The following is a 12,671-nucleotide window of genomic DNA, read 5'->3' as shown; positions in this document are numbered from 1 at the left end:
CCGGCATGCTGTCCGTCAACGCCACCAGCGGACAGGTCTGGTACCACGGCTGGCACGGCGCCTTCGAGGAGATGAGCGAAGACTGACCGCCGCCACGGATCCGGCAGGCCATCGGGTCGCCGGAACGCGTGGGCCCGGCCCGGCGGTTCGGCCGGACCGGGCCGCTGCCGCGACATGTCCTGTCAGATCGCTTCGAAGGCGCCCCTCTCGATTGCTCAGGTCGTGTGCTGTGTCAGGTCGTGCGTGGGGCTGTGCTCAGGCCGTGCCCAGTGAGCGTGCCCGAGGCGCGCGAGGCGCCGGTGTCACACGGCGGCCCCCTTTCTCCCCGCCGACCGAGCCCCGCGCATCGTGCGTGCGGTGAGGACCCCGCCGCCCACGGCCACGGTGGCCGCCGCCAGGACGATCAGCGCCGTGGTGCGGTCGAGCCCCAGGATCGTGCTGCTCCCGCCGTCCACGTCCGGTGCAGGCAGGCTCAGGCCCTGGCAGGGGGACGGGGCGGCGACGGGCTCGGCGCCGTCGGCGACCTCGAACTGGAAGGCGCTGCTCTGGGTGTCGCCGTCGGCGGAGGTGACGGTGTAGGTGAGGGTGTGGACGCCCGTGCGCAGCGGGGTGACGGCGGCGCAGGCGACGGAGTCGTCGGCCACGGCGGGCTGCCCGACGGGCACGGCGGTGCCGTCGGGTCCGGTCAGGCCGAGCTTCGGTGTGGTGCCGGACTGGAGCCGACCGAAGGTCAGCGCGATGACGTCGGCACCGGGGGCGACCTCGGCGCCGGGTCCGGGTGTCGCGTCCTTCAGCGCGGTGTGGGCGTACGCGGGCGTGCCACCGAACAGCAACAGCACGCACAGGCATCCCAGCAGGGCGGCCGACGCCCTCAGAAGTCGAAGTCCGCGCATGCTATCCGGTTGTCCATCGCCTTCTGGGGGTGGACCACGATGGCGGCCGCGTCCTTGCCGGTCTTACGGCTGTTGTTCACCGTCGTCATGCCCATCCCCGACTTGTCGGCGGTGAACATCAGGTGCACCTCGTTCGGCGGGGTGGTGGCACCGCCCTTCTCGAACTGGAAGTGCTCCCCGCCGTTGTCGGCGGAGCACGGCGAGGCGTGCAGATGCGACATGTACTCCTCGCCCGGCTTCAGGCCCGTCAGGGACACCGTCACCGTGGTGCCCTTGGGCCCCTGGGCCAGCCAGGCCGTGCCCTTGACGTCGTCCATGCCGGGCGGGCGGGTGTCGAGCAGCCTGAACGCGCCCTTCACCACGTCGGCGCCGGGGATCTTGTCGGCGGGGGTGGCCGACGGGTCGCCCATCGCCATGCCGTCCATCTCGGTCATGTTCGCGGAGGGGGACGCGGACGCCACCGCGTCGGCGGACGCGTTCGACGTGTTCCCGGAGGAGTCGCCGCCGCAGCCGGACAGCAGGGCAGCCGTCGCCACCGCCGTGACGCAGGCGACGGCGAGACGGGCACGCGGGCGGCTGAAGACACCAGCGGGCCGGTCGGGTTCGGGCATCACCGGCCGTACCGCTGACGCGGTGTCACGCAGCGGCGGGCGGCCGGATGTGGGGTGGTACGTGGACATGGAACTCCCGATCGATGACGGAAGGCTGTGCCGCAGCAGCGAGCCGCGCTCTGTCGCGCGGCAGAACAGCGGGCACAGCCCGGGCCGAAGAGGACGGGCCGGCGTGCGTGCGGGCACACCGGCCGTGCGCCTGTCCCCCGGCCGCGGCCGCCGCCGGAATCGGGCCGGTTTCAGGGCCGCATGGCGAGCAGCGGGTCGGGAGACAAGCGGCTGACTGCCGAACGGCCCCTCGGCGGCCCTCTGCGCACGACGGCGTGCTCCAGCGCGGCAGGAGTCTGGCGGTGCTCGGCGCCGCCGACGGCCGCCCGGTGAGAGGGGGCCTCATGGCCGGCCGCCGCACGGAAGATCACCCGGCAGACCCGGCGCAGTGGGGCGAGCAGGGCAGCCGCCAGGGCCCGGCCGATCCGGTGGACCGCGGCCTCGCCCCGCCACAGCCACAGCCCGCACGTCACGGCGGCCACCAGGTGCGCCAGGAGCATCCCGACGGAGCCCCCGTGTGTGACGGCCGACAGCGCATGGACGTCCAAGGGCATCCCGGTCGCCCCGGCGGGTGCCCCAGAGTGGTGCATGAGCATGCCCGAGTGGGAGATCGCCGCCTGGTGCCCCATGCCGTGAGCGCCTGCCGACCCCGGTACACCGGCCGAGGCAGCCGTCGCAGGGGCCAGGCTGAACAGCAGATGGAGCAGCCCCTGCGCGACGACCGTGGCCCCGACCACCGCCGTCGCGCCGCGTTCCCGTCCGGTCAGCCACCACGCGCCCGAGACCGTCCCGGCGAACGCGACGCCCACCGCCCACCAGGGCAGGACGTCACCGGACATCAGGGCATGGCCCAGCGCCGTCGTCACCACACACACGGCCGCGAACACCACGGCCCGCGCCAGACGCAAGGCGTCGCCGGCGCCCGCGGTGGTGCCTGCCGTACGGCAGCCCCGATCCGCTCCACCGCCACGGCGGCGCATACAGGGCATCGGAGGACTCCTCACGACCGGCGGGCTTCCCGTTTCGTACGGATGACCGGCCGAGAGTGTTCACGCCGTGCGACCGCAACCTCCGCCCGTCATTGCGGGCGCGGGGACACGGCCCGCGCGACACCGCACCCACACCCGCCCCGGAACTCCTCCGCCACCGGGTCCAGATCACCTCCTACGGCATCGGATCGGATCGAGCCGGTACCGGTTCAGGGACAGGCGACCACCGCACTGCCGGTGAGCGAGGATGCCGAGACCTCTGCGGGCGACCCGGCGGATGCCCTTGCCGGGACCTCAGGCGGTGATCTTCACGGTCTTCGACACGGTGACCTGGTCGATGTCGGAGACGCGGACGGTGGCGCGCATCGTCCAGGTCCCGGGGAGGGGGAGGTCGAGGCTGTCGCTGCCCCAGTAGCCGCCCTGGTCGACGAGGTCGGCGTCGAGGGGGCCGACGCGCTGGCCGGTCAGGGTGAAGGTGAGCCGCAGTTCGGGGACGGCGACGAGGGGGCCGTCGGCGGCGTAGACCACAGCCTGCACCACGTTCCTGCCCACCAGGCCGGGTTCCAGGGTGATCTGCACCGTGCCGCGCCCTGCGGGAGTGCCCGTGTCGAACGGGATCAGTGTCAGGGACACGTTGGGCTGCCCCGCCACCATGGGCTCCGCGGCGGTCTCGCTGGCGGCCCGGCCCGGCTGGCTGCCGGTCAGCACGGTTGTGGCCACCAGCACCGCGACCGCGATCAGCACCTCGGCCAGCACGGACCGGCGCAGGCCGCGCCGGTGCGCCTCGGGGCCGGGCCCGCCCGTGTCAGGCCCGGAGGCGGGGCCGGGCGCAGGGTCGCGCGGCGGGTTCTGGTCGCCGCCGCCCACGGTGACCAGCTCCGGTACCTCCGCGGGCACGTGCAGCAGCCGCTCGGTCCAGCGCCGGGAGGACGAGGCCGCCAGCAGCATCAGCAGCACGGCGGCGATCTTGATGAGGAGGGTTCTGCCGTAGCCGGTGGTCAGCGCCTCCCAGGAGCCGAGGCCGCGCCAGGACTGGTAGAGGCCGGTGGCCGCGAGCACGGCCACCGAGGTGAGGGCGAGCCGGGAGAAGCGGGCCACGGCGGCGGGTGGGAGCGGGTCGTCGGCCGGGGCCCGGTACAGCGCGGTCAGCAGCGCGGCCAGTCCGCCCAGCCACACGCCCATGGCGAGCAGATGCAGGACGGAGGAGACCATCGCCACGGGCACCTGGATGCCGGCGGAGGCGTGCTCGGCCGCCGCCCAGGTGATGGCGAGGGCGACAGCGAGGACAGCGCCCGCCCCGGCCGTGCGCCGGTCGGCCCCCCGCTCGGGCCGACCGCGCCGAAGGAGCAGGGCCACCAGCAGGAGCAGGGCCAGGCGGACCAGCAGCGCGATGCCCGGCCGGCTGTCCACCGTGCTGCGCAGCAGCTGCGGGTCGAACGCCTTGAGCGGGCCGTCTCCGCTCGCGTACGGTCCGCGCACCAGCAGCAGTGCGACGGTCGATCCCGTCAGTGCCCACCAGCCGGCCAGGATCGGCCCGCGCACTACGCGTGCGGTCGTTGCTCCGGGCCAGCAGGCCAGGGTGAACACGGCGATGCCGATCAGCAGGGCCAGACCGGCGTAGGCGACGTAGCGGCCGATGCCGTAGAGGATGTTGACGGTGGGGTCCACGGCCGGTTGGGCGGCGGCCTGGGCGCGGGTCTGGGACGGTGCGCCGACGGAGAAGGTGAAGGCGCCGGAGACGGCGTGGCTGTCCGCCGACAGAACCCGCCAGGAGACGGTGTAGGTGCCCTCCTTGAGGCCGCTGGTCAGCGGCACGCGGGCGGTGTCCGCCTTGCCGTCGGCGTGTTCGGGGTCGCCCGCGGTCACCGGGCGGTTGTCGGGGTCGAGCACGCGCACGGAGTCCTCGGCGAGTTCGACCGACTCGTTGAAGGAGACGGTGACCCGTTCGGGAGCGCTCTTCAGCACGGTACCCTCGCGCGGGTCGCTGCCGGTCAGCACCGCGTGCGCCGAGGCGGGCACCGCGCCGCCGAGCAGGACACCGGCAAGTACGGCGACCACCACCAGCAGCGCCCTGCCCACGTGCCCGCTCTTGATCATCCGTCGTCGTGCCACGTCGTGTCTCCCGGTCCCGGCTCGTGGATCGCGGATGCGTACGAAAGGTGTCCGCACGCGGTGTTCAACAGCACCCCACCGGCCGGCACGCCACGGACGTCCGGGCGTGCCGCCGGTGCTGGCCCCGCACGCGCTGCGGGGCGGGGAATGGATCAGCCGGCCCCGGAGGTGGCCCGCCGCCTGCTCAGCCACCACCACGCGCCGCCGCCGAGGGCGAGCAGCGCCGCGACCGCCCCGCCGACGATCAGCCCGGTCGAGCTGCCCTCGTCCTTCTCGTCGGCGGCCGCTTGGGAGGCCGCGGCGGGAGAGGCGGGCTCGGTGGCCGACGGTGTCGGGGCGGCGGGCTCGCTCGCGGTGGGGCTGGGGCTGACGGGGGTGGCGCCCGCGGCGGCTGCCTTCAGCTTCAGTACGGGGGCGGGCTCTTCGGGTTCCGCGCCGCCGGTGGGCAGCTCGATCCATCGGGAGATCTTGCCGTCGCCGTAGGTCTCGACGGCCTTGAACGCGAGCTCCCTGGCGTCCGGAAGCTGCCGGACCTTGATCTTGTGCTCGCCATCCGTGCCGGTGGCGATCTCGGGGCCGCCGACCGTGTAGCCGTCGGCGGTCGCCTTGAACTTCCAGCCCTTGGGCGCCTCTTCGAGCGTGACGTCGCCGGGTGCGATGCCCTCGGGCAGGACCACGCGTACCTGCGTGAAGCCCGCGGTGGTGGACTCGGCCTCGGAGACGAAGGTGAGCGTGACGTTCTCGGCCAGGGCCTGCGCGGTGTCGGCCTCGACCTCCACGTGTGCGGCGGCCGGACCGGCCAGGGCGAAGAAGGCTGTCAGCGCGAGGGTGCCGACGATGCCGGCCCTGCGCACAGTACGGCGCAGGGGGTGCGGGGACGAAGACACAGGAGGACTCCTTGCTGGTGATGAAGCCGGGCAGGCCGAAGCCGGGCCCGGAGATGGGGGATGACCGGGACGCGCTCGCGTCCCGGAGGTCCCCTGCGCACCAGCGCATGGTCGAGAGTCCGTGTCCGTGGAGCGGCCGGGAGCGTGAAGCGGCCGACGAGCCGCACGCTGCGCGGCGTGAGCGCGGTGGCACCGGTGAGGCACGGCACCACGCGGGCCAGGGCGGAGGCCGCGGCCGCCCGCACGGTCCGGGCGGCGGCCAGGGCCACGGTGACGGCCGTATCGGCGCGGTGGAGCAGCCAGGCGACCGCGAGAGCGGCTGCCACGTGGGCCGTGGTCATGGCCGTTCCGGCGTGGTGCCAGGCGTGTCCGTCGCTCGTCGCCATCGCGGCATGCCCGGCGTGGCCACCGTGGCCGGGCTCGGTGTGATGGGCGCCGCCCGCCCGGGTCAGGGCGAGGTGCAGCGCGCCCTGCGCGGCGAGCGTGCAGCCGATGACCGCCGGCAGCGAGAAGCGGCGGCGGGCGAAGGGCCAGGCGGCGGCGAACTGGGCGACAGCGAAGACCGCCACCAGGCGCCACGGCACCGCACCCTCGGCAACCGCGTGGTGGCCCAGAGCGGCCAGCACGCTGCCGACGAGCGCGAACAACCCGGCCCGCACGCACGCTCCGGCACGATCCTGCCGCACACCCTCCCGGCCGTCGTACGCCGTCACGTGATCACCTGGCACGGCCGCCCATCATCCTCCCTCGCCCGCCTCATGTCAGGCGGCGGCACGGAGCGCCGCGGCAAGCCGGTCGGGCGCACGGGTGGAGACATAGACGTACGGGGTGGGGTCGTCGGGGTCGGTGACCTCGACGCGGACCGCGGTGGGAATGTAGCTGCGCATCACCATGAAGGCCCGCAGGTCCGCCTTGTGCGTCCGCCAGGCCCGCGCCTCCTCACCGTCGAGGACCTGCGGTTCGCCCAGCGCGGTCAGGGGGATACGAGCGTCGCCGACGACGAGCAGGCCGGCGGTGACCCGGATGCGCATGCTGCCCTGGGCACTGACGAGGAACCCGGCCAGGCCCGTGCCCGCCATCAGCGCGATCAGCGCGGCGATCGGACCGTAGGGCAGGAAGACCAGGGCCAGAGAGAGGCCGAAGAGGACGGCGATGACCCACCAGGCTTTGGGGGCCGTCAGGCGTTCGTCGTAGGCGGGGGTCTTGCGGGTGGTCACGGCGGTCACCTTGTCGTATACGTCGGGTCGGTGCGGGGTGTTCACAGCGGGAGGAAGGCGCTGGCCAGCGGGGCGTACTGCAGGGTGGCGCCGGTGTCGATCTCGTGGAACCAGGCGTGCAGGCGCAGGGTGCGGTCGGCGAGCCGGGGTTTGACGCACGGGTAGCCGCTGAGGGCGTCGAGCTGGGTCAGGGTGTGCCAGTGACCGGCTGCCGTCACCAGTGACGGCCCGTCGTAGTCGGCCACCGCGGCGTCGACGACCGCGCAGTGGGAGTGGCCGCAGACGATGATGTCGGTGACCTCCAGATCCCGGACGGCGTGTTCGACGGTCCGCGACTCGGCGGTCGGCCCCTGGGGGTTGTGGTGGGGGATCAGACCGCCGTAGGTGCGCAGTTCGAACAGGTCGCCCGGGCGGCTGCCCATGACGAGGGCCGGGACCATCCGGGCGTCGGAACAGGCGATGAACATGGCGCGGGGCCGGTGGGCCTGGGTGTTGAGGCCGAGGTCCAGGCCGTGCGCGGCGGCGCGGGCGCGGAAGACGCGGGCCTGGTCGATCAAGTACTGCATGAACCGTCCTCCTTGCCCGGTCAGTCGGTCAGCCGGTCGTCGATGAGGGCCTTGAACTCCTCGTAGGAGCCGGGATTCGGGATCTTCTCTCCGTCGAGGAAGAAGGTCGGGGTGCCCTGCACGCCCAGGCCGAGTCCGTCACGCTGGTCGTCCTGGACGCGTCCGGCGGTTTCCGGATCCGTGAGGTCGGTGTCGAACTTGTTCATGTCCAAACCGAGTTGCTTTGCGTAGCCGCGGAAGACGTCCTCCTTCCAGTCCTGTGACTCACCCCACTCCTGCTGCGTGGTGAACAGCTTGGTGTACATCTCCTCGAACTTGCCCTGGCGGGCGGCGGCTTCGGCGGTGCGGGCGGCGAGTTCGCCGTTGCGGTGACCGGGCATGGGGAAGTAACGGGCGACGAAGGTGACCCGGTCGCCGTACTCGGCGCGCAGCTTCTCGACGACCGGGTGGTACGCGCCGCACGCCTCGCACTCGAAGTCGAGGAATTCCACGATCGTCAGTTCGCTCTTGTTCGGGTCGGTGAGGCGGTGGGTGGAGTCCCGTACCGGCAGGGCCTCGGCGGCGGGCTGCACGTCCAGGCCGCCGCCCCCGCTCCGGCTGTCCGGGGCGAGCAGCAGGTAGGAGCCGAGGGCTGCGGCGAAGCCGGCCAGCAGCACCGCGGCGACGATCAGGTGCTTCTTGATCTTCTTCATGCGTCCTTCTTCGGAGTGCCGGAGCGGGCCGGGCGGCGGTCGCGGGCGTGCAGGCTCGCCAGGTAGGCGTTGTAGGCGGCGAGCGGGTCGCCCGCGTCGCCGCGGTCGATCTGCCGGTCGACGCGGCGGGCCTCACGCAGGTCGGCGCGGATCCACTGGATCGCCAGGATGATCGTGGTGATCAGGACGGGGATGTCGCCGGTGGCCCAGGCGATGGCGCCGGCGTTGTACTGGTCGGCCATCGGATCCTCGACCCAGGGCCTCTCCAGCAGCGTCCACCAGCCCTCGCCGATCAGCGCGGTGGAGCTCATCAGGGAGATGCTGAACCAGGAGTGGAACGGCATCGTCAGGATCAGCACGAACAGCCGCCCCAGGTGGGGCGGTCGGCGCGGGCCGGGGTCGATGCCGATGATCACCCAGAAGAACAGCAGGCCCACGGCGAGGAAGTGCACCAGCATGAACAGATGCCCCAGATGGCTGCGCATCAGGGTCTCGAACAGGGATGTGTAGTAGACGGCGAAGGCACTGCCGATGAACAGCACGCTCGCCACCACCGGGTTCGAGATCACCTTCACGTAGCGGCTGTGCAGGAGTTTCAGCAGCATCTCCCGCGGCCCGTCCGGGGAGTCCTTGGGGGCGGCGGGCAGGGTCCGCAAAGCGAGGGTGGCGGGGGCGCCGAGGGCGAGCAGGATGGGCACCGTCATCGCCAGGATCATGTGCTGGCCCATGTGCACGCTGAACATGACCTTGCCGTAGGTGGCGAGCCCGCTCATGGTGGCGAGCACGGTCACCGCCAGGCCCAGCAGCCATGAAATCGTCCGCCCGATGGGCCACTTGTCGCCCCGGGCCCGCAGCTTGCGTGCGCCGGCCAGGTACAGAAGGGCGGCGGCCGCGGTGCCGAAGGCGAACAGCGGGTCGAAGTGCCACTGGGTGAACAGCGGGGTCCAGGGGAAGTTGCCGAGCGGTGGCGGCATGGCGAAGCCCAGCAGTTCCTCGGCCGGGGACAGGGAGGCATCGTCCGCGCCGGGCGCGGGCGTGCGCGACAGGCCGACCGCGAGGCCGATCGCCGCCGCCATGAGCAGCAGTTCACCGGCGGCCAGCCGGACGAACCCCCTGCGCCTGCCCTCGGCCAGGGCCGGCAGGGTGCGCCGGCGGTGCCACCAGCCGATGCCGCCCAGCACGGCGAGCGCCGCAGCCTTGCCGAGAAGCATCAGCCCGTACCGGCTGGCGAACACCTCGGACAGCGACGGCAGCCGGACGGCGGCGTTGACGATGCCGCTGGCCGCGACCGTGAGCAGCGCCCAGCCGGCCAGCGGGCTGAACCGCCGTACCGCGTCCGCCGCTTGCTCCTCTCGGCGGGCGGCGGCCACCAGCACGAAGACCAGCCCGCCCACCCAGACCGCCACCCCGACCAGGTGCAGGGCGAGGCTGGTCACCGCCGCGTCGTGGTTGCCGGACGCCGAGGAGTGCCCGGCGAAGGCGGGCGGCAGCAGCCCCGCCAGCGCGAGGACGAGCGCCAGACGGGCCCAGCGGGCGGTGCCGACGCCCACGCACAGCGTGGCGATCACCCCGGCGGCGGCCGCCGTCATCGCGGAGGAGCGGCCCTGGGTGTCGGTGGTGACGAAGTCCGCCACGACGTCGGGTGTGACGATGTCACCGACGGGCCGAGCGAACAGGTCGGAGAGGGTGAACACCAGGGCGGCCACCGAGGCGACGACCCACACCGCGGCCGAGACCGCCGCCCAGGTCAGATATCGCAGCTGCGCCGGGCTGAGCCGCGTGCCGCCCGGCAGCAGCACCACGACCAGCAGCAGCGCCCCGACGGTGGCCACGGCCGAGGCGTCCGCGAGCGTACGGGCAGTCGGGAGCCCCCACGCGGTCAGTGCCCCGGCATCCGCGATCCCCGGGACCGCAGTGCTCACGCCGCCGCCGGCCCACACCGCGGCCAGCGCGACGGCCACGCAGGCCCCGGCCGCCGCGGCCAGGACCAAGGGCAGCCGGGGCAGCTGCCGGGCACCGGCCGTCCTGGCCATCTCGGTCGTCTTGGTGTCAGTCGCCATGGCGAGTCCGCCTGCGTCGCGCCGCGTAGACGCCGACGGCCCCGGCCACCGCCAGCACCCCGGCCCCGGCGAGTACCGGCACGGTCATGCCGGAGGAGCCGCCGTCGCCGGCCTGGTCCACCTTCGGCGCCGGGGCGGAGGACGCGGGTGCCGTGTCCTGGGCGGTGGCGGACGGGACGGGCGTTGCCCGGGCGGTCTGTGCGGCCTTGACGGTGAAGGCGTACGAACCGGAGACGGGATGCCCGTCGGCGGACACCACCCGGTAGCCCACGGTGTACCGGCCCGCCGGAGCGCCGGTGTCGAGGGCGAGCGTGACCGTGTCGCCGTCGACCTCCGGCTCGCCCTGGGCCACGGATGTGCCGTCCGCCGCGGTCACGGCGACCTGGGCGTACTTCTCGGTCATGGTGTCACTGAAGGTCAGCGTCACGCGCGGCGGCAGTCCTGCGAGCGAGGCGTCGGCTCCCGGGCTGCGGGTTTCCAGTTCGGTGTGGGCCACGGCCTGGGGGACGGCCGTGGCCAGAGCCACCACCAGGGCGGCTGGTACGACGAGGACGCGTGCCGCGGTGCGGGCGGCACGCCGTTCGGTGACGTACATGGTGTGGGACTTTCTGTCGTCCCCCGGCGGCGTACGGCCGCCGGGACGGGAGGGACCGGCCCTGCGGGGCGGCCCTCCCGTCGCGCCCGTCAGGGCAGGAGCGGGCCGCCGACCGGCATCGGCCGGAGAGGGGCGAGGGATGCGCGTGCACGGCGCGGCGGCGCCCTGCCCTCCCGCAGACGTGTCAGTACCGCCGACCGCAGCGGCGCCGTGGTCACGTGGACGGAGACCTCTGGCCCGGTGCCGTGGACGCGGCCGAGCAGCGGCCAGAGGAACAGCAGCAGACGTCGTACGGCGGCCAGCAGCGGCCCGCTGCGCCACAGCAACTGCTCGCCGACACCCAGCAGCCGGGCGGCGATGATCACGGTGACCAGGTGCCCGGCCAGCAGCACACCGGCCGGTGGCCCGGCATCGGCGCCGTGCTCGACCACGGCGTACAGGCCGGGCGGCGCCGTTTCCTCTCCCGTCACCGCCCGGCAGGCGCCGGGCAGCGCATACGCGACGTGGGAGGCGACCTGCGCGGCCGTGAGGACTGCAACCACCTGGGCGTCCGTCAGCCGGTGCCGGGTCAGCACCGCCGCGCCGGGCACGGCGACGGCGGCGACGGTCGCGATGATGATCCAGCGGGGCGCATGGCTCTGGGTCAGGGCGTGTCCCGCCAGCGGCAGCAGGACGCACAGCACCGCCAGCACACCGGCGCGCATTCCGCGCAGCACACCGGACGCCGGGGAGGCGGAGCCGGTCGGGCGGAGCGGTCGCATGGGGATCGGGCCTTCGAGGAGTCCGTCGTGCGGTCGAGGAGGGCAACGTCACGGGATACGTGTCGGTACGTCTCCGGCAGCCTACCCAGCCGCGCCCGCCCGTCCCGCCGCCGGGTGCCCCTCACCGCGCCTCACCACATGGGCTCCGCGTTTGCGCAGGTCAGCGCCTTGTTATCGGTCATGACAACGGTCACCGATGCAGCCTTTGCGGCTTTGATTCCCGCTGTGCTTCCCTGCGTTCGACGGGCACGGCAGACAGGGGAGGACACGCGGTCATGAGCGGACACGGTCACAGCCATGCGGTGGGCAGTCACGCGGGAGGGCGGTACCGGTGGCGGCTTTCGGTGTCGTTCGCCCTGGTCGGTTCGTTCTTCGTGGTCGAACTGGTCTACGGGCTGCTGTCGGGGTCGCTGGCGCTGCTGTCAGACGCAGGGCACATGGCCGCCGACGTCGTGGCGCTGGGGGCGGCGCTGGTGGCGACCCGGATCGCCACCCGGCCGGACACCACCGGCCGGCGCACCTACGGCTCCTACCGGGCGGAGGTGTTCGCCTCCCTGCTGTCGGTGGCGCTGATGCTGGCCGTCGCGGTCTATGTGGTGATCGAGGCCGTGGGCCGCATCGGCTCCGGCGCCGAGGTCTCCTCCGGGCCGATGCTCGTCGTGGGCGGGATCGGCCTGGCCGTCAACCTCGTGGCCCTGCTCCTGCTGCGGTCGGGCGCCGCGGAGAGCCTGAACGTCAAGGGCGCCTATCTGGAGGTGGTGGCCGACACGGCCGGCTCGGTCGGGGTGATCGCGGCGGGGTGGCTGGTCGCCGCGACCGGGCAGGCGTTCTGGGACACCCTGGTCGCCCTGGCCATCGGAGTGTTCGTCGCGGTGCGCGCCGTCGCGCTGGGCCGGGAGGTCTTCGCCGTCCTCGGCCAGCACGCCCCGGCGGGCATGGACCCGGCCGCGGTCGCCGACGACCTGGCCGCCGTCGACGGCGTCAAGGACGTGCACGACCTGCACCTGTGGACGCTGACCTCGGGCATGAACGTGGCCACGGCCCACCTGGTCACCGCCGACCGCGCCAACGGCCACGCCGTCCTCGACCAGGCCCGCGACCTGCTGCGCGACCGCCACGGCGTCGCCCACGCCACCCTGCAGGTCGAACCCGCCGACCACACCGGCTGCGACCGCGTCGGCTGGTAACAGCACACGGGCACGCCCTCTTCGTCCCCGGCCGGGACCGCTGCCCCGGCCGG

The 12,671-nt window shown here is 73.5% G+C and carries 13 protein-coding genes; 1 reads left to right on the top strand and 12 read right to left on the bottom strand.

Annotation, left to right across the window (positions count from 1 at the left end; translation table 11 throughout):
* Positions 1 to 302 precede the first annotated feature (302 nt).
* From AQJ91_RS37085 to AQJ91_RS37030, 12 genes are all read right to left on the bottom strand, one after another.
* Positions 303 to 893 (bottom strand): copper resistance CopC family protein, encoded by a 591-nt coding sequence (locus AQJ91_RS37085; protein ID WP_067030701.1) that lies wholly within the window; start codon positions 891 to 893, stop codon positions 303 to 305.
* Positions 872 to 1,573 (bottom strand): superoxide dismutase family protein, encoded by a 702-nt coding sequence (locus tag AQJ91_RS37080; RefSeq protein WP_234383266.1) that lies wholly within the window; start codon positions 1,571 to 1,573, stop codon positions 872 to 874. Before AQJ91_RS37080 ends, AQJ91_RS37085 begins: the two co-directional genes overlap by 22 nt.
* A 170-nt stretch (positions 1,574 to 1,743) precedes the next feature.
* On the bottom strand, positions 1,744 to 2,541 hold the full coding sequence (locus tag AQJ91_RS37075; protein WP_234383265.1) for a hypothetical protein: 798 nt from the start codon (positions 2,539 to 2,541) through the stop codon (positions 1,744 to 1,746).
* 294 nt (positions 2,542 to 2,835) lie between these two features.
* On the bottom strand, positions 2,836 to 4,638 hold the full coding sequence (locus tag AQJ91_RS37070) for a copper resistance CopC/CopD family protein (protein ID WP_067030698.1): 1,803 nt from the start codon (positions 4,636 to 4,638) through the stop codon (positions 2,836 to 2,838).
* 167 nt (positions 4,639 to 4,805) lie between these two features.
* Entirely contained in the window at positions 4,806 to 5,540 is a 735-nt protein-coding gene (locus AQJ91_RS37065) for a DUF1775 domain-containing protein (protein WP_079085508.1), read from the bottom strand.
* On the bottom strand, positions 5,471 to 6,253 hold the full coding sequence (locus AQJ91_RS37060; RefSeq protein WP_079085507.1) for a hypothetical protein: 783 nt from the start codon (positions 6,251 to 6,253) through the stop codon (positions 5,471 to 5,473). Before AQJ91_RS37060 ends, AQJ91_RS37065 begins: the two co-directional genes overlap by 70 nt.
* A gap of 48 nt (positions 6,254 to 6,301) precedes the next feature.
* Positions 6,302 to 6,757 carry a DUF3093 domain-containing protein gene (locus AQJ91_RS37055; protein ID WP_067030837.1) on the bottom strand — a complete coding sequence of 152 codons (456 nt, stop codon included), beginning with the start codon at positions 6,755 to 6,757 and terminating at the stop codon, positions 6,302 to 6,304.
* A 41-nt stretch (positions 6,758 to 6,798) separates the two neighbouring features.
* Positions 6,799 to 7,323: a carbonic anhydrase gene (locus tag AQJ91_RS37050; RefSeq protein WP_067030695.1), complete on the bottom strand. Its 525-nt coding sequence runs from the start codon at positions 7,321 to 7,323 to the stop codon at positions 6,799 to 6,801.
* A gap of 20 nt (positions 7,324 to 7,343) precedes the next feature.
* Positions 7,344 to 8,015: a DsbA family protein gene (locus AQJ91_RS37045; RefSeq protein ID WP_067030692.1), complete on the bottom strand. Its 672-nt coding sequence runs from the start codon at positions 8,013 to 8,015 to the stop codon at positions 7,344 to 7,346.
* Complete coding sequence (locus tag AQJ91_RS37040; protein WP_067030689.1) at positions 8,012 to 10,075, bottom strand: bifunctional copper resistance protein CopD/cytochrome c oxidase assembly protein; 2,064 nt, start codon at positions 10,073 to 10,075, stop codon at positions 8,012 to 8,014. The genes AQJ91_RS37045 and AQJ91_RS37040 overlap by 4 nt, the downstream gene beginning before the upstream one ends.
* Positions 10,065 to 10,670, bottom strand: coding sequence for a copper resistance CopC family protein (locus tag AQJ91_RS37035; RefSeq protein ID WP_067030687.1), 606 nt, complete (start codon positions 10,668 to 10,670; stop codon positions 10,065 to 10,067). Before AQJ91_RS37035 ends, AQJ91_RS37040 begins: the two co-directional genes overlap by 11 nt.
* 89 nt (positions 10,671 to 10,759) lie before the next feature.
* The gene (locus tag AQJ91_RS37030) at positions 10,760 to 11,431 is read right to left on the bottom strand and encodes a hypothetical protein (protein WP_067030684.1); all 672 of its coding nucleotides are present in this window, start codon (positions 11,429 to 11,431) and stop codon (positions 10,760 to 10,762) included.
* Between the two features lie 275 nt (positions 11,432 to 11,706).
* On the opposite strand from AQJ91_RS37030, the gene AQJ91_RS37025 reads away from it, so the two are divergent.
* A complete protein-coding gene (locus AQJ91_RS37025) occupies positions 11,707 to 12,618 on the top strand; it encodes a cation diffusion facilitator family transporter (protein ID WP_067030681.1) in 912 nt (303 codons plus the stop codon).
* The last annotated feature ends 53 nt before the right edge of the window (positions 12,619 to 12,671 follow it).

Source organism: Streptomyces dysideae (assembly GCF_001514305.1).
GTDB lineage: Bacteria > Actinomycetota > Actinomycetes > Streptomycetales > Streptomycetaceae > Streptomyces > Streptomyces dysideae.
Note: the sequence above shows the minus strand (reverse complement) of the source record. Positions and strands in the feature narration are given on the sequence as shown.

Bases quoted from the DNA above. Each gene is read 5' to 3' on its own strand.
- AQJ91_RS37040 (WP_067030689.1), bottom strand. From the start codon at position 10,075: ATGGCGACTGACACCAAGACGACCGAGATGGCCAGGACGGCCGGTGCC.
- AQJ91_RS37045 (WP_067030692.1), bottom strand. From the start codon at position 8,015: ATGAAGAAGATCAAGAAGCACCTGATCGTCGCCGCGGTGCTGCTGGCC.
- AQJ91_RS37050 (WP_067030695.1), bottom strand. From the start codon at position 7,323: ATGCAGTACTTGATCGACCAGGCCCGCGTCTTCCGCGCCCGCGCCGCC.
- AQJ91_RS37085 (WP_067030701.1), bottom strand. From the start codon at position 893: ATGCGCGGACTTCGACTTCTGAGGGCGTCGGCCGCCCTGCTGGGATGC.
- AQJ91_RS37035 (WP_067030687.1), bottom strand. From the start codon at position 10,670: ATGTACGTCACCGAACGGCGTGCCGCCCGCACCGCGGCACGCGTCCTC.
- AQJ91_RS37075 (WP_234383265.1), bottom strand. From the start codon at position 2,541: ATGCCCTGTATGCGCCGCCGTGGCGGTGGAGCGGATCGGGGCTGCCGT.
- AQJ91_RS37080 (WP_234383266.1), bottom strand. From the start codon at position 1,573: ATGTCCACGTACCACCCCACATCCGGCCGCCCGCCGCTGCGTGACACC.
- AQJ91_RS37025 (WP_067030681.1), top strand. From the start codon at position 11,707: ATGAGCGGACACGGTCACAGCCATGCGGTGGGCAGTCACGCGGGAGGG.
- AQJ91_RS37030 (WP_067030684.1), bottom strand. From the start codon at position 11,431: ATGCGACCGCTCCGCCCGACCGGCTCCGCCTCCCCGGCGTCCGGTGTG.
- AQJ91_RS37070 (WP_067030698.1), bottom strand. From the start codon at position 4,638: ATGATCAAGAGCGGGCACGTGGGCAGGGCGCTGCTGGTGGTGGTCGCC.